The 22,835-nt window shown below is 62.9% G+C and carries 20 protein-coding genes; 5 read left to right on the top strand and 15 right to left on the bottom strand.

Features of this window, described 5'->3' with window-relative positions; genetic code table 11:
* Positions 1-155: 155 nt before the first annotated feature.
* From ectA to AACZ17_RS01045, 5 genes are all read left to right on the top strand, one after another.
* Positions 156-671 (top strand): diaminobutyrate acetyltransferase, encoded by a 516-nt coding sequence (gene ectA / locus AACZ17_RS01065; RefSeq protein WP_290744292.1) that lies wholly within the window; start codon positions 156-158, stop codon positions 669-671.
* Positions 672-745: 74 nt separating this feature from the next.
* Complete coding sequence (gene ectB, locus AACZ17_RS01060) at positions 746-2,080, top strand: diaminobutyrate--2-oxoglutarate transaminase (RefSeq protein ID WP_290744290.1); 1,335 nt, start codon at positions 746-748, stop codon at positions 2,078-2,080.
* 56 nt (positions 2,081-2,136) lie between these two features.
* On the top strand, positions 2,137-2,541 hold the full coding sequence (locus AACZ17_RS01055) for an ectoine synthase (protein WP_290744288.1): 405 nt from the start codon (positions 2,137-2,139) through the stop codon (positions 2,539-2,541).
* Positions 2,542-2,633: 92 nt separating this feature from the next.
* Positions 2,634-4,076, top strand: a complete 1,443-nt coding sequence (locus AACZ17_RS01050; protein ID WP_339637557.1) for an aspartate kinase — start codon at positions 2,634-2,636, stop codon at positions 4,074-4,076.
* A 125-nt stretch (positions 4,077-4,201) separates the two neighbouring features.
* Complete coding sequence (locus tag AACZ17_RS01045) at positions 4,202-4,885, top strand: OmpW family outer membrane protein (RefSeq protein ID WP_290744284.1); 684 nt, start codon at positions 4,202-4,204, stop codon at positions 4,883-4,885.
* A 101-nt stretch (positions 4,886-4,986) separates the two neighbouring features.
* Here AACZ17_RS01045 and AACZ17_RS01040 read toward each other — a convergent pair whose 3' ends face one another.
* From AACZ17_RS01040 to AACZ17_RS00970, 15 genes are all read right to left on the bottom strand, one after another.
* Complete coding sequence (locus tag AACZ17_RS01040) at positions 4,987-5,700, bottom strand: sulfite exporter TauE/SafE family protein (RefSeq protein ID WP_290744282.1); 714 nt, start codon at positions 5,698-5,700, stop codon at positions 4,987-4,989.
* Positions 5,690-5,866 (bottom strand): cbb3-type cytochrome oxidase assembly protein CcoS, encoded by a 177-nt coding sequence (ccoS, locus tag AACZ17_RS01035; protein ID WP_290744280.1) that lies wholly within the window; start codon positions 5,864-5,866, stop codon positions 5,690-5,692. Before ccoS ends, AACZ17_RS01040 begins: the two co-directional genes overlap by 11 nt.
* 13 nt (positions 5,867-5,879) lie before the next feature.
* Positions 5,880-8,294 (bottom strand): heavy metal translocating P-type ATPase, encoded by a 2,415-nt coding sequence (locus AACZ17_RS01030; protein ID WP_290744278.1) that lies wholly within the window; start codon positions 8,292-8,294, stop codon positions 5,880-5,882.
* A 7-nt stretch (positions 8,295-8,301) separates the two neighbouring features.
* Positions 8,302-8,814, bottom strand: a complete 513-nt coding sequence (locus AACZ17_RS01025; protein ID WP_290744276.1) for a FixH family protein — start codon at positions 8,812-8,814, stop codon at positions 8,302-8,304.
* A complete protein-coding gene (ccoG, locus tag AACZ17_RS01020) occupies positions 8,811-10,220 on the bottom strand; it encodes a cytochrome c oxidase accessory protein CcoG (protein WP_290744274.1) in 1,410 nt (469 codons plus the stop codon). The genes AACZ17_RS01025 and ccoG overlap by 4 nt, the downstream gene beginning before the upstream one ends.
* A gap of 73 nt (positions 10,221-10,293) precedes the next feature.
* Positions 10,294-11,172, bottom strand: coding sequence for a cytochrome-c oxidase, cbb3-type subunit III (ccoP, locus tag AACZ17_RS01015; protein WP_290744272.1), 879 nt, complete (start codon positions 11,170-11,172; stop codon positions 10,294-10,296).
* On the bottom strand, positions 11,165-11,344 hold the full coding sequence (locus AACZ17_RS01010) for a cbb3-type cytochrome c oxidase subunit 3 (protein WP_290744270.1): 180 nt from the start codon (positions 11,342-11,344) through the stop codon (positions 11,165-11,167). Before AACZ17_RS01010 ends, ccoP begins: the two co-directional genes overlap by 8 nt.
* 5 nt (positions 11,345-11,349) lie before the next feature.
* Positions 11,350-11,958: a cytochrome-c oxidase, cbb3-type subunit II gene (gene ccoO, locus AACZ17_RS01005; protein WP_290744268.1), complete on the bottom strand. Its 609-nt coding sequence runs from the start codon at positions 11,956-11,958 to the stop codon at positions 11,350-11,352.
* Positions 11,955-13,403: a cytochrome-c oxidase, cbb3-type subunit I gene (gene ccoN / locus AACZ17_RS01000; protein ID WP_290744266.1), complete on the bottom strand. Its 1,449-nt coding sequence runs from the start codon at positions 13,401-13,403 to the stop codon at positions 11,955-11,957. The genes ccoO and ccoN overlap by 4 nt, the downstream gene beginning before the upstream one ends.
* A gap of 54 nt (positions 13,404-13,457) precedes the next feature.
* Positions 13,458-14,060, bottom strand: coding sequence for a Yip1 family protein (locus AACZ17_RS00995; protein WP_290744264.1), 603 nt, complete (start codon positions 14,058-14,060; stop codon positions 13,458-13,460).
* 116 nt (positions 14,061-14,176) lie between these two features.
* The gene (gene fnr / locus AACZ17_RS00990) at positions 14,177-14,929 is read right to left on the bottom strand and encodes a fumarate/nitrate reduction transcriptional regulator Fnr (RefSeq protein WP_290744262.1); all 753 of its coding nucleotides are present in this window, start codon (positions 14,927-14,929) and stop codon (positions 14,177-14,179) included.
* Positions 14,930-15,021: 92 nt separating this feature from the next.
* Positions 15,022-16,221 carry a hypothetical protein gene (locus tag AACZ17_RS00985; protein ID WP_290744261.1) on the bottom strand — a complete coding sequence of 400 codons (1,200 nt, stop codon included), beginning with the start codon at positions 16,219-16,221 and terminating at the stop codon, positions 15,022-15,024.
* Positions 16,218-19,643 (bottom strand): DUF1631 family protein, encoded by a 3,426-nt coding sequence (locus AACZ17_RS00980; RefSeq protein ID WP_290744259.1) that lies wholly within the window; start codon positions 19,641-19,643, stop codon positions 16,218-16,220. The genes AACZ17_RS00985 and AACZ17_RS00980 overlap by 4 nt, the downstream gene beginning before the upstream one ends.
* A gap of 207 nt (positions 19,644-19,850) precedes the next feature.
* Positions 19,851-21,878, bottom strand: a complete 2,028-nt coding sequence (locus AACZ17_RS00975) for a pyrroloquinoline quinone-dependent dehydrogenase (protein ID WP_290744257.1) — start codon at positions 21,876-21,878, stop codon at positions 19,851-19,853.
* Positions 21,875-22,657 carry an SDR family oxidoreductase gene (locus AACZ17_RS00970; protein WP_290744255.1) on the bottom strand — a complete coding sequence of 261 codons (783 nt, stop codon included), beginning with the start codon at positions 22,655-22,657 and terminating at the stop codon, positions 21,875-21,877. The genes AACZ17_RS00975 and AACZ17_RS00970 overlap by 4 nt, the downstream gene beginning before the upstream one ends.
* Between the last annotated feature and the right edge of the window lie 178 nt (positions 22,658-22,835).

Genomic DNA, 22,835 nt, shown 5'->3' with positions numbered 1-22,835 from the left:
CACACTGTAAATATTTAGTAAACAAAAAACAAAAAATTCATCAAAATGCCATAAAAAACGGCTAAAAGAGGTAAAAAGAAACTAACAGGATTTTCGTTGTGCGCTAAATTTGGTTATAATGTTTAGCGTACTAAATATTTGAGGGCAAATAGATCATGGCGAACGACCTGAGATTACGCGTGCCCACCGCGGCAGACGGCATGGCAGTGCACGAACTCATCGCAGCCTGTCCGCCGCTGGACACCAACTCCGCCTACTGCAACCTGGTCCAGTGTTCGCACTTCGCAGCGACATCAGTGGTCGCGGAGGCCGGCGGCACAGTCGCGGGCTTCATTTCCGGGCACCGTATTCCCGAACGGCCTGACACCCTGTTCGTATGGCAGGTAGCGGTGGGCGAGAGTGGCCGAGGTCGCGGACTGGCCGGGCGCATGCTCGATGCGATCGTGGACCGCCCGGGAAACGAGTGGATTCAGCATATGGAGACGACTATCACCGAAGACAACGCCGCATCATGGAAGCTGTTCGAAAGCTTTGCCGGTCGGCGCGGCGCAACGCTGGAGCGTACGGTATGGTTCGACCGGGAACGCCATTTCAACGGCAGCCATGACAGCGAGATCCGCGCGCGCATCGGGCCGCTGTCCAGCCCGCTGCTGCGCGCCGTGGGGCGCTGACGGGGCCACAGCGCGTCCGCCGCACGAGACGTTTTTCACCGTAACAGCACACAGATTTAACGAGAGGATGACACATGAAGATTTTTGAAGAGATTGAATCCGAAGTTCGCAGCTACGCCCGCTCCTTCCCCCGCGTATTCAACCGGGCCCAGGGCGAGTACCTGTACGATGAGGACGGTACGCAATACCTCGATTTCCTGGCCGGAGCCGGCACACTGAACTATGGCCATAACAACCCGGCCTTCAAGAAGGCGCTGCTGGATTACATCGAGGCCGACGGTATCAGCCACGGTCTCGACCTGCACACCAAGGCAAAGGCGGAGTTCCTGGAGACCTTCAACGAGAAGATCCTGAAGCCGCGCGACCTGGAGTTCGTGGTCCAGTTCACGGGTCCCACGGGCACCAACGCGGTGGAGGCCGCGCTCAAGCTGGCGCGCAACATTGCCGGCCGCGAAAACGTGATCTCTTTCACCAACGGTTTCCACGGCGTCAGCCTGGGGTCGCTGGCGGCCACGGGTAATTCACACCACCGCGGCGCCTCTGGCGTGAGTCTCAGTGGCAGCAGCCGTATGCCTTTCGACGGTTATCTCGGCGACGGCATCGACACCACAGCATATCTGGACAAGGTGCTTTCGGATTCGAGCAGTGGCATTGATGCGCCGGCTGCTGTGCTGGTGGAAACCGTGCAGGGCGAGGGTGGCATCAACGCCGCGAGCTTTGAGTGGCTGCGCAATCTGGAGGTCGTATGCCGCAAGCACGACATGCTGCTGATTGTGGACGACATCCAGGCCGGCTGCGGCCGCACCGGAACCTTCTTCAGCTTCGAGGAAGCCGGTATCAAGCCGGATATCGTCACGCTGTCGAAGTCGCTCAGCGGATACGGACTGCCCTTCGCGGTCGTATTGATCAAGCCGGAGCTCGACCAGTGGAAGCCGGGTGAGCACAACGGCACCTTCCGCGGCAACAATCTTGCGTTTGTGACCGCCAAGGCCGCGATTGACCACTTCTGGTCCGACGACACCTTCGCCAAAGAGGTGCAGGCCAAGGGGCGTTACGTCTCGGAGCGTCTGGACGCCATTGTGGCGCGGTATGGGGAGGGCAATTTCAGCACTCACGGCCGCGGCATGTTCCAGGGTATCAACTGTGTCAACGGCGAAATCGCCGGACGCATCACCCGCAAGGCCTTTGCCAAGGGTCTGATGATCGAGACCAGCGGTGCAGACGACCAGGTCGTCAAGTTCCTGTGTCCGCTGACCATCTCCAGGGAAAACCTCAAGCGAGGCATTGATATTGTCGAGCAGGCGATCGCCGAGGTGTGTGCTTCCGAAGGAGAAATCCCGGAGGTCGTGGACTTTTTCGAAGACGACTACAGCGTTTCGGACGACGACCGGTTTCGCAAAGCGAGCTGATCGCCGCGGCCGCGCAGGGCGGTGATGGACACGTACACGAACTGGAGAATTGCAGGATGATTGTAAGAGATTTGGATACGGCGGCCCGGGAAGGCCGCATGATCAAGGATCCCGCGGGTAATTGGGACAGCACACGCCTGTTGTTGAAGGATGACAACATGGGCTTTTCCTTCCACATCACGACCATTTACGCCGGCGCGGATTTCCGCATGCACTACAAGAACCACCTCGAGTCGGTGTATTGCATTTCCGGAGAGGGCGAAGTCGAAACCCTGGCCGATGGCAAGGTGTACCCGATCGCCCCGGGCACGCTCTACGTGCTCGACAAGCACGATGAACACAAGCTGCGAGCCACCAAGGAAATGAAGATGGCCTGCGTGTTCAACCCGCCGCTGCACGGCACCGAAGTGCACAACGCGGAGGGCGCCTACGAGTTGCACGCTGACCGCGTGGGGGCATGAGTCCCATGGCTGAGGTTTCAAACATAGTACAAGCGGCCGGTCCCGGTGGGCGCAGTGCGGAACTGCGCTCCGGGCGCAAGACGGGGGGATCCGTGAACACGCATACCGTGGAAAAAATTGGCGGCACGTCCATGAGCGACTACGCCGCCGTTCGTGACAGCATTGTTTTCGGCCAGCGCAATGGCGATACGCCGTACCAGCGCATTTTTGTCGTGTCCGCCTATGGTGGCATCACCAACAAGTTGCTGGAGCACAAGAAAGACGGCAAGCCCGGCGTCTACGGCCTGTTTGCCAGCAGCTTCCAGGACCGCAGCTGGGAAGAGGCGCTGGACGGCGTGCGCGACAGCATGTTTGCCATCAACGCGGAGCTGTTTGGCGAGGCGCAAGCCCTGCAGGAAGCCAACGACTTCATTGGCGAGCGCCTCGAGAACGCGCGCAAGTGCCTGGAAGATCTGCACAGTCTCTGCGGGCACGGGCACTTTTCGGTGGAAGACCACCTGGTGACGGTGCGCGAGATGCTTTCCAGTGTCGGCGAGGTGCACAGCGCCTGGAACATGGCAACGCTGTTGCGTCGCGATGGACTCAATACCCGGTTTGTCGACCTGAGCGGCTGGCAGGGTGCCGGCAGCCAGCCGCTGGACGCCTGCGTTCAACAGGCCTTTGCAGACATTGACCTCGAGACTGAACTGCCTGTCGTGACGGGTTATGCACACTGCAGCGAGGGCTTGATCACGCAGTTCGACCGCGGTTACAGCGAGATGACCTTTAGCCGTATCGCGGTTTTGACCGGCGCCCGCGAGGCGGTCATTCACAAGGAGTTCCACCTGAGCAGTGCGGATCCACGGCTGGTTGGGGAGGACAACGCGGTACCCATCGGGCGCACCAATTATGATGTAGCGGACCAGCTTGCCAATCTCGGTATGGAGGCCATTCATCCCAAGGCAGCCAAGGGCCTGCGCCAGAACGGCATTCCGCTGCGGGTCAAGAATACCTTTGAGCCAGAGCACACAGGCACCCTGATTACCGGCGATTATGTCAGTGACACCGCCTGCGTGGAGATCATTGCCGGCTGTCGCGGCGTGTATGCCCTGGAGCTTTTCGACCAGGACATGGCGGGGATCATTGCCCACTATGACACCGAGATATTGCGCTACGTGCAGCGGTTCAAGGGGCACATCGTGGGCAAGGACATCAATGCCAACACGGTCACCCACTACCTGGACGTCAACCTGAAGACGGTGAAACGCATCAAGAAAGCCCTGCAGGAGATGTTTCCAGAGGCTGAAATCCGCGAGCAGAAGGTGGCGATCGTCTCGGCCATCGGCAGCGACATGCAGGTGCCCGGCCTGCTGGCACGGACCGTCGCCGCCCTGTCCAAGCACGACATCAGTGTGCTGGCAATTCACCAGTCCATGCGCCAGGTGGACATTCAGTTTATCGTCAACGACGATGACTACGAGCAGGCAATTCGCGGCCTGCACGCCACACTGGTGGAGCCGCACGACCACGGTCGCGCCATCTGTCTGGCCTCCTGACTCCCCCCCCCTGACAGCCGCGCGCAATGCGCGCGGCGTTGACCGACATCAATGCCTGTAATCCGTAGCTGCCTTAACCTGCACACAGGGTGATGGACACCCTGGTCCATATTGAGGAGTGAATGATGAAACAGGTAACAAAACTCGCCCTGGCGGCGGTTGTCGCGGGCATGGCTGTGAATGCGGCCGCCTACGAGCAAGGTGATTGGATACTGCGCGCAGGTGCCGTGACGGTGGCGCCGGACGAAGACAGTGACAGCATCGTGTTGCCCACAGCTCCACCCACCGTGCTGCCCGGTGTCTCTGTCGATAACGACACCCAGCTGAGTATCATCCCGGTTTACATGGTCACGGACAACTGGGCGATTGAAGTGCTGGCGGCGACGCCCTTTGAGCACGATATCACGGTCGACGGTGTCGGTATTCCCGCGGGTTCAATCAAGCACCTGCCGCCCACGGTCAGCATGCAGTGGTATCCGCGCGGTGGCCAGAAGGGCTGGCAGCCCTACGTCGGTGCGGGCGTGAACTACACGTTTATTTTCGACGAGAAGGTGGATCCGGCGCTTGCGGGCGCCCTGAATGGCCTGCTGGGTGCCACCGAGGCCGATCTGTCGCTGGATGATTCCTTCGGCCTGGCGGCGCAGGTCGGTGTGGACATTCCGCTGTCGGACAACTGGGCCATTAATGCTGCGGTCTGGTACATCGACATCGACACCACGGCGAAGATCCGCACCGATGTCGGTACGGTGGCGTTTGATGTCGATATCGATCCCTGGGTCTACAACGTCGGTATTGCCTACCGCTTCTAGGCAGGTGCAGCGGAGGTGCGCACCCTGTGCACCTCCGCCGATTCTGCTTACCGACGGTTCCCGCGTTTTTCCCGATTCAGTTTCCCGTTCCGGGCCCGTATTCAGTGATGGTGGCTGTGGTCCATGGCGTCAGGGCTTGTCTCCTGCTGCATGGCGTGGGCGCCGTGCCCCGCATGTGCCGCCGTCAGGTAGACCGTCCAGCATCCCGAGGCGATCAACAGTAACGCCAGCGCCAGCTTCAAGCCCTTGCGCCGCAGCGCCGTTTGCACGGCGCCTGCGCCGAAGCTGGTAGCGAGCATGGCCGGCAGCGTACCCAGGCCAAAAAACAGCATCATCAACGCGGACTGGCTGGCCTCCTGCGCAGTGGCTGCCCAGGCCAGGCTGCTGTAGATCAGTCCGCAGGGCATCAAACCCCAGCACAGCCCCAGCGCAGCGCCCTGGTACCAGTGGCGCAGCGGCAGCAGTGACTGTGACCAGCGCTGCACCGGCCGCCACAGGACTGCTCCACCCCGCTCCAGCCAGGTGAGCACGCGCCACCAGTCGGCAATATAGAGCCCCATGGCGATCAGCAGGATACCGGCGAGGTAGCGCAGCGCCAGCGTCCAGCCGGCAATATCGATACTGCCCGCAGCAAAGCCCAGCGCCGCCCCCAGTGCGGTGTAACTGGCGATACGGCCAGCGTGGTAGGCGAGGGTCATGCCGGTGCTTTTTACCCCACCGAGTTGCAGGGCCGCGGCAATGCCACCACACATGCCGAGGCAATGTCCGGCACCCGCCAGTCCCAGCGCGAAGGCACTGCCCAGTTCAGCGATCATCGCTATCCTCATTCTTGCGGTGGTTCTGCTCCTCGTCCATCAGGATGCGCGAAGCCTCCTTGTCGAGATCCTCGTATTGTCCGCTGTCGATGGCCCAGATAAGAAGGCGGATCACGATCACGCAAAACACCAGCGCAACCGGAATCAGCAGATACAGGCTTTCCATAGACGACGCTACCTCAGCGCTGCACCCGGTTTAGGCGCAGCGAGTTCATGACCACAATCAGCGAGCTGAGCGACATACCCAGCGCTGCCGCCCAGGGTGGAATATAGCCGAGTGCAGCCAAGGGTATGCCGAGGCCATTGTAGCTCAGTGCCCAGATAAAATTCTGGCGGATGACCCTGACACACTGCCGGGCCTTGGCCAGGCTGCGGGTGACGGCGTGGAGATTGTCGTCGTCGACAACAAAGTCAGCCTGCGCGCGTGCCAGGTCCGTGGCACTGGCTACGGCAAACGAGGCATCGGCGAGGCTCAGCAGTGGCGCATCATTGAGCCCATCGCCGACGGCCATGACCACCTCACCGGCCTCCTGCCAGCGCCGCACCTGCTGCATTTTGTCCTCGGGCGACAACCCCGTGGCGACGAAGTCGAACCCGAGCTGGCTGCCCAGGCGGCGACCCGCGGCGGAGCTGTCGCCGGTCAGGAGCGCCAGTGACAGGCCGGCCTCGCGCGCGGCCACTACGACCGTAGCGGCCTCGGGTCGCAGCGGGTCGGATAGCCCGAACCAGGCCAGCGGCCTGTCGCCGGCACAGAGCGCCACCCAATACAGCTCTGCGTCGGGCGGCGGTGGCAGCCCGGGTGCCAGCTCCCGACAGAAACGTTCGCTGCCCATACGATAGCGCGTACCGCGCCACAGGGCCTCCACGCCGGCGCCCGTGACGTAGCGCGGTGCGCTGAGCCCCGCAACAGCGTCCCCGCTGAACGCGTTGGCAATAGGGTGGTTGGAGTATTGTTGCAAGGCCGTGGCCACAGCGATCAGGTCCGGTTCGCGCTCGCCCGCTGTGCAGGGAATGACCGATTCCAGCTGCAACCTGCCCTGGGTAAGTGTGCCGGTTTTATCGAAGACCAGACGCTTTGCATGTGCCAGCGCTTCAATGGCGTTCTCGCCGTGTACGATGATGCCCTGCGCCCGCAGTGCACTGGCTGCAGCGGTGAGTGCGGCGGGTGTGGCCAGCGCCAGAGCGCAGGGACAGCTGACCACCAGTACCGCAAGGCAGATCCACAGCACCTGGTCGGGCGCTATCTGGCTCCAGACCACGCCGGTGACCGCGGTGATGATGAGGATGGCGCCCACGAACCAGGCGGAAAGGCGGTCTGCCATGCGGGCGAGTGCCGGCTTGGCACGCTGTGCCCGGTCCACGCTGTTCTGCAGTGCCGCCAGGCGGCTGTTTTCATAGAGCTGGTCGACGCGCAGGTCGATGCTTCCCTCGAGGTTCAGCGTGCCGGCAAATACCGAATCCCCGGGTTCGACAGTGCGCGGTACGTGTTCGCCGTTGAACGTGTCCTCGCGCACCGCACTGCTGCCTGTGACCACCGTGCCGTCGACCGCGATGATTTCACCGGCGCGCACTCTCACCGTGTCGTCGCGCTGTAGCTGTCGTCGCGACTGGCGCAGCCAGCGACCGTCCTCCTGCTGTACGAGAACCGCCAGTGGCAGGTGGCTCTCCGCATCCTGGCAGGCGATGGCATGGCGACGCCGGACGCGCTTTTCGAAGAAGCGACCGAGCAGCAGGAAAAACGTGAACATCACAACGGAATCGAAATACACCTCACCACTGCCGGTGAACGTTGCCCATACGCTGGCCACGAACGCCAGGCCAATGGCCAGCGCGACCGGGAGGTCCATCACCAGGGCGCCCTGGCGCAGGTGTCGCCACGCGGTGACGAAGAAGGGGCGTGCAGAGTAGGCGACGACAAAACTGGCGACCAGCAGGCTGACGCTGCGCAAGAGCATCTGGTATTCCTGCGCGATACCCTGCAGGTCGCCCGCGTGCAGGGCAATGCCGAACATGCCCACTTGCATCATGCCGATGCCGGCGACGGCAACTCGGCGCAGGTCGGCACGGTATTCCTGCTCCAATTGTGCACGCTGTGCACTGGCCTGGAAGGGGCGCACACGGTAGCCGAGCGATTCCAATACGGCAAACAGCCGGCTGGGTTGCAGCTGCTGCGGGTCGTAGCGCACGCTGAGGCGCTGCTGCTGCAGGTTCACCTGGGCGTCGAGCAGGCCGGCTTCGCGCTGCAGGGTCTGTTCGATCAGCCAGGTGCAGGCGGCGCAGGTCACACCGCCGAGCAGCAGGCTGGCGTATTCGCTGTGATCGTTTTCACGCCGGCAGTACTGCGCGCGCAGGGCGGGGTCATCGTAGAGCAGGTATTCATCCGGTGTCGCTGCCGGGGCATCGCTGGCTGGCTTTTCACTGTAGGCGGTGCGCTGGCGGTAGAAACCGCCCATGCCACTGCCGGCTATCAGGCTGGCAACGGCGCTGCAGCCCGGGCAGCACATCGGTTGGCGGATGCCGTCGATCGCCACGGCAAAGCCGGTGCCCGGCGGCACCGGCTCGCCGCAGTGAAAGCAGGGTTGCGCGCCCGTCATGACAGGCTCACAGCGTTTCCTGGACGCCCTGTTGCAGCAGGTCGGAGGATTCCACGATGCCGTCCAGTCGCCATGTACCCTCTACACCATCCCGGAGTATCCAGTGCCAGCGTTCGGCCACCGGCGCGGGCAGGGCAGCGTTATAGACGCCTGGTCCAACCCGTTGCAGGCTCACGGTGAAATCACGGTCGGACTCAATGGGATGCGAGAGCACCAGCTCGAGTGTGGCATCGGACACCGCTCCCTCGGGCGTATGCACGGTCACCTGTCCCGGTGTCAGCATCAGGTTTGCGGTGATGCCCAGCGCCCTGGCCCGTTCCTGCCGGCCCAGTTGCTGGTTGATCGCCAGGCCGACCTTGTAGTACTCATCCACGACCAGGTCGTCGGCGTGGTTATAGGCGGTGTAGATCAGGTGCATGCTGACCACAACCACAGCGGCTGGCAGCGCAATCAGGAACCAGGGCCAGAACTGGCGGTACCAGGGCTGGGTGTCGTCGTCGGCATACCGGGGTCTGTTCATAAGGGTCTCATGAAGCGTGATTCGGAGCTGACCTGCAGGGACTCGCGGTCCGTCGCGCGTGCCGTGAATTCGATTTCGGTGCTGGGGCGAGACAGCCGCTCCGGCGCTACACGTACCCGCAGATTGATACTGCGTACTTCGCCGCCGTCCAGCGTGTGCAATGTCTCACCGATAATTTCGGCACCATCAATACCGCTGACACCAATCTCGAATTCATGCATCGACTGTTCCATATTCACCAGGCTCAGCGTGTAGATGTTCTCGATGTTGCCGTCCATGGTGGTCACGTACAGTTCGTTGCGGTCGCGGATCACCGTCATCTCCAACGGCACGCGGCTGATGACGCGGTAGCTGAACAGGCTGACCATCACCGTCAACACCAGCACGTAGCCGATCATACGTGGGCGCAGCCAGTGTGTCTTGCCACCCTGCAACTGATGTTCGCTGGTGTAGCTGATCAACCCTCGGGGGTAGGACATCTTGTCCATCACAGAGTTGCAGGCGTCTATGCACAGGGCGCAGCCGATGCATTCATACTGTAGCCCGTTGCGGATGTCGATACCGGTGGGGCAGACCTGCACGCAAAGGTTGCAGTCGATGCAGTCGCCCAGCCCCTGCGCCTTGTGGTCGGCATCGCGCTTGCGTGAACCACGGGGCTCGCCGCGGCCCGGATCATAGGAAACGATCAGCGTATCCTGGTCGAACATGACGGACTGGAAGCGCGCATAGGGGCACATGTACTTGCAGACCTGTTCGCGCATCCAACCCGCGTTGATATAGGTGGCGCAGGTGAAGAAAATCGTCCACAGCACGCCCCACTGCCCGGCCGACAGGGTCAGCAGGTCCGGAAGCAGCTCGCGAATCGGATAGAAGTAGCCGACAAAGGTCATGCCGGTCAGGAATGCCATAAACAGCCAGCCACCGTGCTTGAGGCTCTTGCGGACCACTTTCTCCAGCGACCACGGCGCTTTGTCGAGGCGCATGCGCTGGTTGCGGCTACCCTCGAAACGCTGCTCGATCCACATGAAAATGCTGGTCCACACGGTCTGCGGGCAGGTGTAACCACACCAGACGCGGCCGGCAAACACGGTCACGGCGAACAATCCGAACGCGGCAATAATCAACATGAAAGCGAGCAGGGGGAAGTCCTGGGGCCAGAAAACCAGGCCCAGGATATGAAATTTACGCTCCGGCAGGTCGAACCATACCGCCTGGCGGCCATCCCAGGACAGCCAGGGTAGCAGAAAATAACCCAGCAGCAGCGGCCAGCCGGTGTACAGCCGGATGCGCTGGAAAAAGCCCTCGATCTTGCGTGTGTAGATTTTTTCACGGCGCTGGTAGAGGTCGATCTCGCTGACTTCCGCCGGCGCGACTTCCTGCACGTCAATAAGCTGTTTGTCGTTCATACCGCGTTACCGAAGAGACATGACGCGAGGCGTCGTGATGCCGGCCTTCCGAATGGAAGGCCGGCGGAGGGGCCTAGTTGCTGAGGCTGTACACGTAGGCTGTGAGGATGTGGATTTTGTCCTCGGTCAGACTGTCGCCGAAGGCGGGCATGACGCCGTTGCGCCCCGCCCGCAGGCTGTGTGCGATCTGCTCGCGGGTGCCGCCGTACAGCCAGATGCCGTTGGTCAGGTTCGGGGCGCCGAAGATGGCGTTACCCTTGCCGTCCGGGCCGTGGCAGGCAGCACAGTACATCTGGAAGTGCTTTTCGCCCGCTGCCGCCAGCTCCGGGTCCGCGGTGCGTCCATTCAGTGACACCACGTACTCGGTGGTTTCTGCAATCCCATCATCGCCCAACACGCTGGCCCAGGCGGGCATGGCGGCACGACGCCCCTGGAGCAGGGCGGTCTTGATGGCGTCCGGTGACCCGCCCCAGAGCCAGTCGTCGTCGGTCAGGTTGGGGAAGCCATAGCGCCCCTTGCCGTCTGCACCGTGACACTGTGCACAGTTGTTGCCGAACAGGCGGGAACCCATTTTCACCACCGCGGGATCCTTGGCAATCTCCTCAACGGACATGGCCAGGTAGCGGCTGCGCATTTCACTGTAGCGTTCATCCGCAGCGGCGACTTCCTCACGGTGCTGCTCAAGCTGGGTCCAGCCGATCAGCCCGGGGTAGTTGCCCATGCCGGGGTAAACGATGAGGTAGCCGATAGCCCAGACGATGGTGATCACGAACATATAGAACCACCAGGCCGGGAGCGGATTGTCATACTCCTCGATGCCGTCGTGCGCGTGGCCTGTGGTCTGTTCGGTAGTGCCTTCACCGCGCTTGCGGTTGGCAAGCAGGATCCAGGTAATGCCGACGATGGTGACGGTGGTCAGGATGATGATCCACCAGTGCCAGAAACTAGCCATTCCTTGCTTCCTCCTGCGTGCTACGTTGACTCAGTTCCTCATCTGCGAAGGGCAGGTTGGCAGCCTCGTCAAAAGATTTCTTGCGCTTGCTGCTCCAGGCCCAGATACACAGGCCAATAAAGGCGAACAGCAGCATGGCAGTGCTAAGACCCCGAAGGTCGTTGATATCCATAATCCCTAGCGCCTCGTCTGCAGCAGCGTGCCGAGCTGTTGCACATAGGCAATCAGGGCATCAATTTCCAGCTTGCCGGCGACTGCGGCCTCTGCACCGGCGATGTCTTCATCGGTGTAGGGCACACCCACGGTGCGCAGGGCATTCATCTTCTTGCCGGTGACCGTGCCGTCGACTTCACGTTCGAACAGCCAGGGGTAGGCAGGCATATTGGATTCCGGTACCACGTCACGGGGGTTGTAGAAGTGGGCGCGGTGCCAGTCGTCACTGTAACGCTGGCCGACCCGGGCCAGATCCGGTCCTGTGCGCTTGGAGCCCCAGAGGAAGGGGTGGTCATACACGAACTCACCGGCAACCGAGTAGTGACCGTAGCGCTCCGTTTCTGCACGCAATGGGCGAATCATCTGCGAGTGGCAGTTATTGCAGCCCTCGCGAATGTAGATGTCACGCCCCTCCAGTTCCAGGGCAGGCAGCGGCTTGAGGCCCGCGATCGGCTCGTTGGTCTGCTTGATGAACATCAGCGGGACCAACTCGACCAAGGTGCCGAAGCTGATGGCCACGATGATCAGGATCATCATCAGGCCAACGTTCTTCTCTACGACTTCATGCTTCATGCGTGACTCCCCTGTGCGGCACCAGCGGGCAGGGGCTGTGCGGCGACATCCTTGCGCGTGGTCATGTAGACGTTGTAGGCCATGATCAACATACCGCCGAAGAAGATGGCTCCACCGGCGAGGCGAACCAGGTAGCCCGGGTAGCTCGCGGCGACTGACTCGACAAAGGTGTAGGTCAGTGTGCCGTCATCGTTGTAGGCGCGCCACATCAGGCCCTGCAGGATGCCGTTGACCCACATGGAGGCGATATACAGTACCGTACCGATGGTCGACATCCAGAAATGGGTGTTGATCAGGGCCGTGCTATACATGCGCTCCTTGCCGAACAGGACCGGGATCAGGTGATAGATACAGCCGATCGAGATCATGGCAACCCAGCCCAGGGCACCGGAGTGCACGTGGCCGATGGTCCAGTCGGTATAGTGGGACAGGGCGTTTACCGTCTTGATCGACATCATCGGGCCTTCAAAGGTAGACATGCCGTAGAAGGACAGGCTGACCACCATGAAGCGCAGGATCGGATCGGTGCGCAGTTTGTGCCAGGCGCCCGACAGAGTCATCATGCCGTTGATCATGCCGCCCCAGGAGGGAGCGAGCAGGATGATGGACATGACCATGCCCAGGCTCTGGGCCCAGTCGGGCAGGGCGGTGTAGTGAAGGTGGTGAGGGCCGGCCCAGATGTAGACGGCGACCAGGGCCCAGAAGTGCACGATACTCAGGCGGTAGGAGTATACGGGGCGTTCAGCCTGCTTGGGGACGAAGTAGTACATCATGCCCAGGAAGCCGGCGGTCAGGAAAAAGCCCACCGCGTTGTGCCCGTACCACCACTGCACCATGGCATCCACGGTGCCGGAGTAGGCCGAGTAGGACTTGGTAAGGCCCACCGGAATCGCCGCACTATTGATGATGTGCAGGACCGCCACGGTGAGGATGAACCCGCCGAAGAACCAGTTGGCGACGTAGATGTGGCTCACCTTGCGCTTGGCGATGGTACCGAAGAACACGATGGCGTAGCTGACCCAGACCACGGCGATCAGCAGGTCGATGGGCCATTCCAGCTCGGCGTATTCCTTGGAAGAGGTCATCCCCAGTGGCAGCGTCACCGCCGCCAGCACGATCACCGCCTGCCAGCCCCAGAACGTGAAGGCCGCCAGCTTGTCGGAAATCAGCCGCGCCTGGGTGGTGCGCTGAACCACGTAGTACGATGTCGCGAACAGCGCGCTGCCGCCAAACGCGAAGATCACCGCGTTGGTGTGCAGCGGGCGCAGGCGCCCGAAGCTGGTCCAGGGCAGGTCGAAGTTGAGGATGGGGAAGGCGAGCTGGGCGGCGATCAGGACGCCAACCAGCATCCCCACGATACCCCACACGACCGTCATGATGGCAAACTGGCGAACGACCTTGTAGTTGTAGGTCGAGTGCTCCAGTGCAGCGTTGAGTTCACTCATGTCTTGTTTCCACTGTCAGTAATGTCAGGCAGATCGCCCGCTCGATAAATGCCTTTACACATCGGTAAATGCTGGCCCGGCGCCGAGATCCCAGAGGAACACCGTGGTCACCAGCAGCGATACCAGGATAACCAGGCCGACACCGACCACGGCGGTAGAGAACAGGAAACCCCGCTCCTCCGGAATATTCATCATGATGGGGATGCCCAGGTAGAGCAGATACACAGACCAGCTCACCGCTACCACCCCAATCAGCAGGTCGACCCAGAGCAGGGGGTAGAACCCCGCCGCGCCGAAGACAAACATCGGTGTAGCGGTGAGACCCGCGACCACGATGCCCTTGGCGAAAGATGTTTCCGCCCCATAGGTGCCCGCCATCCAGTGGATGAAGTAACCCACCGCGACGACGCAGCCGACCATGGCGAAGTAGAACAGGATGCAGAGTTGTAGCGCGCTGTCATAGGTCAGGCGTATGGCGGGCCCGTTGCCCACTGTCCAGCCCACGTCAGTGGTGCCGAAATACCAGGCAACCGCAGGAATCAGGGCGAGCAACCAGGGGTAGAGCACCAGGATGTTCTGGCTGCTGGTCGGCAGGCCGGCAACGCTGCGCCACTGGGCGCCGGGTTTGGTCAGAAGACCGATCGTGTGCTGGATCATGTGTTTTTTTTCTCCCCAAAGAATGACTGGTGCCGGGCACAGGCGAAGTGTACCGGGCCGCACGCCCGCGGCCATGATGCAGATCAAGAATCGGCGGGGTCGTCCCGCTCGAGGTGTCAGTTGGCGATGTTGGCTGCCAGCTGCAGGGCTTCCTGATCCAGGATTTCGATTTCCTTGTTGTCGACGCAGAGGATGCCGTTTTTCTGCATCCTGCTGAAGACCCGGCTGATGGTTTCCACGGTCAGGCCCAGGTAGTTGCCGATATCCACCCGCGACATGGGCAGGCGGAACTGGCTGGCGCTCAGGTTGCGCCGCGCGTTGCGGCTGGCAATGCTGAGCAACAGGGTGGCGACGCGCTCGTCAGCGGAGTTTTTGCTGAGCAGTGTGATCAGCAGCTGATCCTCGGTGATTTCACGGCTCATGAGCTGGAACAGGTGGCGCTGCAGGCTGGGCATGGAGGCGCTCAGGCGCTCCAGGGAATCAAAAGGTATGGCGCAGATGGCCGAGGTCTCCAGCGCCCGCGCCGAGGAGGCGTGGCTGTTGTTGCTGATGCCGTCCATACCGAGGATTTCACCGGGAAAATAGAAGCCGGTAACCTGCTCGCGACCGTCGCTGGTGGTGCGATAGCCCTTTACGGCACCCGAACGCACGGCGTAGATGGACTGGAACGGCGTACCTTCGTGGTAGAGCAGTTCGTTCTTCTGCAGCGGCTTGCTGCGCTGGATGATGCTTTCCAGCTGTTCCAGATCCTGGTGGTTGATGGCCAGTGGCAGGCAGATTTTGCTCAGGCGGCAGGTTTCGCAGTTGACCTTGTACTCGTGGGTGCACGAGCGCAAGGGCGCGGTTTCACTGACATCTTGCAGGCGCATGGACATGCGTGACTCCCCTGGTTTGTAACGCGCAGTATAGTGTATTTGGCGGGGCTACTGAACCTCTGTGGGCCGGCTTGCAAAACGATTTTCTAGCCCAGCGAGGCCACGCTTTTCAGCACCAGTCGCACCAGTTCCGCCTGCCGCGAAGCCCCGGTCTTGGCGAAGATGGACTTGAGTTGTGCGCGGGCGGTGTGCTGCGAGATATTCTGCGCCTCAGACACCTCAGCCAGGCTCAGTCCCCGCGACAGCAGGATGGCAAGGTTGGCCTCGGCAGGGGTGAGATCAAACAGCTGGCCGAGGGTGCCCTGAGAGCTGGGCTCATTCAGGTCCGGGTCGGAAATGAACACGGCAACGCAGGGGCTGGACTGGCCCTCACCCCACTCTGAAACCGGGACTGGGCGCAGTACCAGCCCCAGTTGTGCCCGATCGCCGCCCCGAGGTACACGCAGGGCATGGATGACGGACGCCTCACCCCGGTGCAGGGCCTTGATGATGGTATCCAGTGCGGTCTGCAGCTCGCGATTCTTGTCCCGTCCTTCAATGACCAGGTGTTGTCCACGTATGCTGAGGCCGTTGTCGCCTTCCAGCAGGGCGCGTGCGACGGTGTTGGCGCTGAGGACGCGGCCCTGCTCGTCGAGCACGATGGTGGCCACCGCCAGCTGTTCCACGGCGCCGGCGTACAGGTTGCGCTCCGAGGCGGTGCGCCCCAGGGTGGCATACAGCTGGATGGAGAGACGCAGGTGGGGCGCGATGCGGGCAATGGCGGCGCGCTCGTCGTCGTTGAAGGGCGGCTCGGTGTGACGCCGGGAAAATCGCAGGCGTGCCAGCATCCCTCCGGGCTCCACCGTGTCCAGGCCGAGAATGCGAAACAGCCCGGCGGACTTCAGGTAGTGCTCGTAATACTCCGAGGCGACCAGCTCATCGTCGCTGAGAATGTCCTCCAGTGCAACCACCTTGTCGGGCGGCAGATTGACGAACGGGTCCAGCGCGAAGAACTGTTCGCGGTAGGCGGTGACCTCCCAATCCGCCGGGTCGGAAAGCGGCCGGGCGGACGCGCCGTCCGCCGCTGGCCGCACACTGTTCAGGATGACGCCGCGATCGTCTTCCGCGGGTGGCCGCAGGACCAGTGAGACAACCTGGCAATCAACCAGGCTGCGCAGCAGGGGGAGCGCTGTGGACCAGGGTGGGTTTTCCAGTGGGCCGCGGTACAGGGCGGCCACCAGATCGTCATAGGCAGCGGGCACAGCCCCGATCGATGCGACATCCAGCGGATCGCCCCGCGGGCTCATTTTTCGATACTCGACAGATCCATGGTGACCTCCGCAAGCGGTTTCGGTCGACCAATACCCCAGCCCTGCAGGTAGTCAACGCCAATCTCCTGGAGTTTGCGAATGATGTTCTCGTTCTCCACGGATTCGGCAATGGTTTCCTGTCCGAGGAAGTGGGCGAGGTCGTTGATCGAACGCGCCATGGCGTAGTCGTTGCTATCCTGGTCGATGCTGGTGATGAAGCTGCCGTCGATCTTGACGTAGTCCACCGGCAGCTCGCGCAGGTAATTGTGGCTGGCCAGCCCGGTGCCAAAATCATCGATAGAGAACTTGCAGCCGATATTGCGGAAAGCCCGCACGAAATCCGCCGCTTTCACCAGGTTGGAAATGGTACCGGTTTCGGTGATTTCGAAGCACAGGCGGTTGGTGCCGACTCCGAACTCCGATATCTGCTCGAACAGGAAGTCGAGGAAGGCGTCGTCGGTAACGCTGGCCCCGGACAGGTTGATGGCCACACTGGGGACGACTTTCTGTGCGTCCATCAACGAGTTTATCCACATGAACGCTTCGCGTACCACCCAGCGGTCCACCAGCGTCATGATGCCGTGGCGTTCGGCCGAGGTGATGAAGTTCTGCGGCGAGCTGAGCTTGCCGCTCTTGTCCCGCATGGCCAGCAACAGCTCGTAGTGCCGCGTTGTGGCGCTCTCGCCGGTCATTGCCGTTTTCACAATGGGCTGCGCGCGCAACATGAAGCGCTCGCTGGACAGTTCGTCCTCCAGCGCCTTGCGTGAGCGACGCTGCTCGCTGCGCAGGTTGCGCACCGTATCCTCGCTGGGCTGGTACAGGTGTACACAGTTGCGGCCCAGCTGCTTCGCCTGGGTAACCGCAGCCTGGGCGTTGGCCATGACTGCGTCGACATCCGGGCTGTAGTCCTGAATCGGGGCGATGCCCACGGAGACTGTGAAACTGACCTTCTCGCCGTCGATATCCACACTGCCATTGGCGATGTCGCTGCGCACCTGTTCCGCCAGTGCCTGGGCCTTCTCGGTGTCGCCATCGACAAGCAGAATCGCGAAAGTGTCTTCCTCCAGGCGGGCGGAGGAGGTCTTGCGTCCATGCAGCTGTGCCAGCAGGCGCGAAAACTCCAGCAGTACCTGGTCGCCGCTGATGCGATCGTAGATCTCGTTCACCAGGCCGAAGCGGTCGATATTGAGCAGCAGGATGGCGTGCTGCGAGTTGTGTGCATGGGCATGGCGCAGCGCGCGACCCACCTGGTCAAGAAAGGTGTCCCGGTTGATCAGGCGTGTGAGGGGGTCGTGGTTGCGGGCGAAACTCAGGGTGCGCTGCACATCCTCCAGCGTGTTGTACATGCTCTGGTCGACGACGGACAGGCGGTCGGCCGGCGCCGGCGGCTGCGCCCCGCGACTGAGCTGGCGTGCCAGTTGCACCTGGTTGAGCTCGGCGACCTTCTGCCCGCGATCGTTGACGAACAGGAAGCGTTCCCGGTCGTCGCTGATCCAGGCCAGCTGAATACGGTGTTTGACGCCGGCTTTGTCGCGATAATTCAGCCACATGCCCTTGCCCAGGCTGTCCACCCGCTGCACCCAGCGGCGCAGGCGCCGGGTTTTCGCCAGGCGCTCCTCGCGCGTGGGTTCCGGTTCATCGCCGGCGCCGGAATCGGCCTCGCCCTCACGCTGCAGCAGTTCGACCGCTATGTCGCCGGCGAGCACGCCGCGCAGTTCATCGAATACGGCCTGAATGGACACGTTGCCGGGCAGCGCGCTGCTGATCTGCTGCTCCATCAGGTCGATGAAGGGTTCTGCCTCCAGGCTGCGTTCGACGCACTGGTCCTCGCTGACCTCGCCGCGCTGCTGCTCCAGCAACCAGGTGGTCAGCAGCTGCAGGGTGCGTCGCTGCTCCTCCCACTCGTCGCTGTCCACGCCCTGTTTGACGTGGGTCAGCACCATCAGGTCGCGCCAGCCCTGATCGATAAGGTCCTGCAGTATCCGGGGGATCTGCCCGGGGGGGAGGCAATCCCGCACTACGGTTTCCACCGCGTCGCGCGCCCGGCGCAGTTTCTCCTTGCCCTCCTGGGTTTTGACCACCCGTTCGATATTGCGCGCATGCGCCTGCGATTGCTGTCGTGACAGGCGTTCAACATGTTCAAGCGCTGCGGCGAACACTGCGGAGTCGCCGTCATAGTCGCGGACAATCGCCGCGACAATCTCGGCGACGCGGCTCTCCAGCATTCGGTTCGGGAAGTTAGCCGAACTGCCCAGTGCCGCCAGCTTGTCCACCAGCGTGCGCGCCGGGTGGTCCGGCTGCAGGAAAAACTGCGGTTCGGTCAGCGCCAGCCGGGCGAGGGGCAGCTGCAGGTTGCTCAGCACGGGCTGCAATTCGCTGCTCACATCCAGCTGTGAGCGGATGGTCTCGAACAGGCTGTCGATCATCTCCAGCTGGTTGCGGTTGTCCGCGCTCAGCGCAACATCGCCTGCAAGTTCCGGTGTCTGGCCCAGCAGGAAATCCGCGACGGCGGTCTCGCCCCGAGCCGCCTGTGGCGATTCACCACGCTGCTGCAGCAGGGCCAGTGCGTTGATCAATTTTTCTGTATCGATGACGGCGCCGGCCTGTGCCGGCGGCTGCTCAACCTTGCGCTTGAAGTTCAGCGCATTGATCACGGAGGAATACAGCTTTTCAGGACGCTGCTCAGCGCTGCCGCCGCCTCCCGCGCCAGCCGTTGCGTCGCCTGCAGCTTGTCGCCGTCGGCTGCGATCGGGCCGTTCGTCGGCCTTGCGCAGCAGGGAGCCGTTGGCGAGTATCTGTCCCTCGAGGTCCGGTCGTATCCCGGCCTGTTCGAGGATCTCGTTCAGGTGCCGGTACAGACTGTCCAGATTGCGCACGAACAGGCGGGCAAAGAGGTCATAGATGCGCTGGGTGAGCTGCTGCGGTATGCGGTACTCCTCGAGCACCAGCTGCAGCGCACGCGCCAGCTGGGCGACGTGCTCGGGCAGTCGCAGGGTCAGCGGATCGACCTGCACCAGATCCGCCACGCGAATCTGCAGGGCTTCCATGCCGATGCGGTGCAGGTCCTCTCCGACGTGCGCGAGGCGGTCGACGGCCAGGTAGTTTTCGAAGGTGTGGAGATCCACCAGATCCATGGTGCCACTGTCGTCCATGACATCCCACCAGTGGTTTAGCTCAGCAGCGGGGGGGGTCAGCTTGTCGTGGAAGCCGCGGTAGTGCCCCAAGAAACTGCCAACCATGCCGCGCTGGTGGATCTGCAGAATGCCGATGGCATCGGTGACCTGGGTGCGCGATATCTGCCCCTGTCGCGGCGAGGGTGCAGAGCGCAGCAGGTTTTCGGTGAGTTCTTCCAGGAACCGGGCAAAGCGGCGCTCGAGCTCCCGCTCGCTGATCTGGCGGTAGGTATCAAACGCGTTCACGCGGGTTTCTCCGTGGCCGGTGGTGGAGTGGGCCACGCCGTGCGGCAGCCCCGGACGGACGCGCGGAGTCGGATCGCGGAAAGGGGGGCAGGTGACATGTCAGCTCTATATAGGATGGGGAAGCTCCCGCCACGGCGAACGAATGCACGCAGTATACCTGCACCAAACCCGGCGACAAGCGCCGCTGTCGGGCGCCGGCGGCCGCGCTCAGGGCGCGGCGGAGGTTTTTTCCGGCAGCGCAAAGGCCAGGATTGCGTCACCGGCGGCGGACCAGCCATGGCCGCCCGCAGCCAGCACGACAAACTGTCTGCCACCGGCTCTGGCCCGGTAGCTCAGCGGCGTGGCGTTGCCGGTGTACGGCAGGTCGTATTGCCACAGCAACTCGCCGCTGGCGCTGGAAAACGCGCGCAGGTAGGCATCGGTGGTGGCCGCGATGAAGACCAGGCCGGATGCAGTGGTCAGCGGACCGCCCGCATTGGGGGAGCCCGCCTCGAACCAGAACGGCCAGGGCGCCTGCCCGCGGGTCGTGCCCAGGGGGCGTGTCCAGGCGACCTCCCCGGAGACCAGATCAACGGCTGTCAGGCTGCCCCAGGGACGCGGGTTGCAGGGTGCGCCCAGCGGAGAGAAGAGCGGGAACCGGCGCACCCCATAGGGACTTCCTCGCATGGGGTAGTGCTCGATCGGGTAGCCCGCCGAGGGGTTGAGGGCATCGTACTCGGCTCGCGGAATGAGCTGTACCACCGTCGCGAGGTGCATCTGGTTGACGATCAGCAGGCCGCGCTGGGGGTCAATGCTGGCGCCGCCCCAGTTAATACCGCCGGTGGTGCTCGGATAAAGCACGCTGCCTTCCAGGCTCGGTGGCGTGAACATCCCCTCCGAGCGATAGCGCGCGAGCGCTCTGCGGCAGGCGAGTTTGTCCAGCCAGACCAGCCCATCCATGTCTTCCGGGCCCAGCCTGGCGGGCAGGTGCAGCGGCGCCGGGTGTGTCGGGAATGGCTGGGTGGGGGAGAGGGTCTCGCCCGGTACACCGTTCTGCGGAACCGGCCGCTCCTCGACGGGATACAGCGGCTCGCCGGTTTCCCGATCAAGCAGGAACACATGGCCCATCTTGGTGGCCTGCGCCAGCCCCGCGCGGCCGGCGCCCACGCCGGGAATACGAAACAGCGTGGGCTGGGAGGCAACGTCGTAATCCCAGACGTCGTGATGCACGGTCTGGAAATGCCAGCGCACCTCGCCGGTGCTGGCATCCAGCGCGACGACGGAGGACCCGTAGGCGTCAATGCCATCGCGCTCCCCACCAAACAGGTCCGGGGCGGGGTTGCCCGTCGGGACATAGATCAGACCGCGCTCCGGGTCCCCGGCAATCGGCGCCCACACGTTGGGACTGCCCTGGTGGTAGCGTGCGCGGCCCAGGCTGTCGCGATGCCGCGCCCGGTAGGCCTCGGTGACAGGCTCCCAGGCCCAGACCAGCTCGCCGCTACGCACGCTGAAGGCGCGCACCACACCGGAGGGCACATCCTTGCGTTCATTGTCCGGTACCAGCGCGCCGATAATCGCCAGGTCGTTCTGTATCCAGGGCGGTGACGTGGGGTAGTACACCAGCGGTTCGCCGCCCTGGATATCCTCCTTCAGCGAGACCCGACCTGCAGTGCCGAAATCCTCGCAGGGTTGCCCACTGCGCGCATCCAGGGCGATCAACTCGGCGTCCCGGGTGCCGTAGAGAATGCGTGTCCCGCAGTGGGCGGCAGCCTCCTCGGGCGCGGCGGCCCGCCACAGCGCCACGCCGCGACAGACGGCGGGGTAGAGACCACTGCGCCGATTCTGCACATCGGGATCAAACACCCAGCGCTCCTCGCCGGTCTCTGCATCCAGCGCAAAGACGCGACCAAAGGGTGTGCAGTAATAGAGGCTGTCACCATCCACGATCGGCGTCACCTGCAGCGAGGTCAGTCCCCAGTCCCCGCTGCCGTCGCTGAAATCGCCAGAGTGGTGGCTCCAGGCGAGCTCCAGCTGGTCGACGTTCTCCGGCGTAATGTCGGTCAGGTCGGCATACTGTGCTGCCTCCCTGCCGCCGTAATGCGGCCAGCCCTGTGCCGCAGCGTCGGCTGCCACAGCATCGGCTGCCGCAGCATCGGCTGCCGCAGGGTGTGCCGGCGCGGTGTCGGTGGCGGCATGACAGCCAGCGGCCAGGGCAAGGGCAGCGAGGAGTGCAGCGAGGCCGCGATAACGGTTCACGAGCCGGTCGAGGTGTTGGCAGCCTGCAGGAAGGCGGGTTTCTCCCCGCCGCCGTGCACGGCAATGCTGGTGCCGCTGATGTAGGAGGCGAGGGGTGATGCCAGAAACAGGCAGGCATCGCCGATATCCTCCGGTACTGCCATGCGGCCCAGCGGTATGGTGCGGCCGACGGCGGCCACCCCGGCCGCGTCGCCGTAGTGCAGGTGGGATTGTTCGGTTTCCACCAGGCCGGCGATGATGGCATTGATGCGTACCAGGGGGCCCCACTCCACGGCCAGCGAGTGGCCCAGGTTGACCAGTCCCGCCTTGGCTGCGCCATAGGCGGCTGTGCCGGGAGAGGGCCTGATCGTGCTGACGCTGGCGATATTGATGATGCTGCCACCCGACGCCTGCCCCTGCATGACCCGATTGGCCAGCTGGGCGGCGTGCAGCGCCGAGGTCAGATTGAGGGCAATGATGGATTCGTGGAAACGCGGAGAGACCGTCGCCGCGTCCGCATGCGGCGCGCCGCCGGCGTTATTGACCAGCACGTCAAGCCGTCCGCAGCGTGCGACCACGGTATCGATCAGCGTCTCCAGTTCGTCGTACTTGCGCACGTCGCAGGGGACGAAGAAGGCCTCGCGGCCGTTCGCGGCCGGCAGCTGGTCGGGAGGATTGCGGCCACAGATGGCAACCTCGGCGCCCGCCGCGAGGAATCGTTCGCTGATGCCGCGGCCAACACCTTTGCCGCCGCCTGTCACCAGGACCACGCGGCCGCTGAAATCCATCGGGTTGTGCATAATATCTTGCTCCTTGTCAGGGATGGCCGGCAACTTGTGATCGGCGTGTGAATTGCCTAATATGCGACGGCCTCGCGCATCCTAACCCGGTCCACAGAAAAGCGGAAACGGCGACGGTCATGCGGTCATTTTCGGGCGAACAGACACGCGGTCGGTAGACTTTGCTGAACTGCTCGCC

The organism is uncultured Haliea sp. (assembly GCF_963973825.1).
Classification (GTDB): domain Bacteria; phylum Pseudomonadota; class Gammaproteobacteria; order Pseudomonadales; family Halieaceae; genus Haliea.
Note: the sequence above shows the minus strand (reverse complement) of the source record. Positions and strands in the feature narration are given on the sequence as shown.

What these genes read in the sequence shown, in the direction of transcription:
- ectA (WP_290744292.1), top strand. Translation starts at nt 156, where the DNA reads ATGGCGAACGACCTGAGATTACGCGTGCCCACCGCGGCAGACGGCATG.
- ectB (WP_290744290.1), top strand. Translation starts at nt 746, where the DNA reads ATGAAGATTTTTGAAGAGATTGAATCCGAAGTTCGCAGCTACGCCCGC.
- AACZ17_RS01055 (WP_290744288.1), top strand. Translation starts at nt 2,137, where the DNA reads ATGATTGTAAGAGATTTGGATACGGCGGCCCGGGAAGGCCGCATGATC.
- AACZ17_RS01045 (WP_290744284.1), top strand. Translation starts at nt 4,202, where the DNA reads ATGAAACAGGTAACAAAACTCGCCCTGGCGGCGGTTGTCGCGGGCATG.
- AACZ17_RS01040 (WP_290744282.1), bottom strand. Translation starts at nt 5,700, where the DNA reads ATGATCGCTGAACTGGGCAGTGCCTTCGCGCTGGGACTGGCGGGTGCC.
- ccoS (WP_290744280.1), bottom strand. Translation starts at nt 5,866, where the DNA reads ATGGAAAGCCTGTATCTGCTGATTCCGGTTGCGCTGGTGTTTTGCGTG.
- AACZ17_RS01030 (WP_290744278.1), bottom strand. Translation starts at nt 8,294, where the DNA reads ATGACGGGCGCGCAACCCTGCTTTCACTGCGGCGAGCCGGTGCCGCCG.
- AACZ17_RS01025 (WP_290744276.1), bottom strand. Translation starts at nt 8,814, where the DNA reads ATGAACAGACCCCGGTATGCCGACGACGACACCCAGCCCTGGTACCGC.
- ccoG (WP_290744274.1), bottom strand. Translation starts at nt 10,220, where the DNA reads ATGAACGACAAACAGCTTATTGACGTGCAGGAAGTCGCGCCGGCGGAA.
- ccoP (WP_290744272.1), bottom strand. Translation starts at nt 11,172, where the DNA reads ATGGCTAGTTTCTGGCACTGGTGGATCATCATCCTGACCACCGTCACC.
- AACZ17_RS01010 (WP_290744270.1), bottom strand. Translation starts at nt 11,344, where the DNA reads ATGGATATCAACGACCTTCGGGGTCTTAGCACTGCCATGCTGCTGTTC.
- ccoO (WP_290744268.1), bottom strand. Translation starts at nt 11,958, where the DNA reads ATGAAGCATGAAGTCGTAGAGAAGAACGTTGGCCTGATGATGATCCTG.
- ccoN (WP_290744266.1), bottom strand. Translation starts at nt 13,403, where the DNA reads ATGAGTGAACTCAACGCTGCACTGGAGCACTCGACCTACAACTACAAG.
- AACZ17_RS00995 (WP_290744264.1), bottom strand. Translation starts at nt 14,060, where the DNA reads ATGATCCAGCACACGATCGGTCTTCTGACCAAACCCGGCGCCCAGTGG.
- fnr (WP_290744262.1), bottom strand. Translation starts at nt 14,929, where the DNA reads ATGCGCCTGCAAGATGTCAGTGAAACCGCGCCCTTGCGCTCGTGCACC.
- AACZ17_RS00985 (WP_290744261.1), bottom strand. Translation starts at nt 16,221, where the DNA reads ATGAGCCCGCGGGGCGATCCGCTGGATGTCGCATCGATCGGGGCTGTG.
- AACZ17_RS00970 (WP_290744255.1), bottom strand. Translation starts at nt 22,657, where the DNA reads ATGCACAACCCGATGGATTTCAGCGGCCGCGTGGTCCTGGTGACAGGC.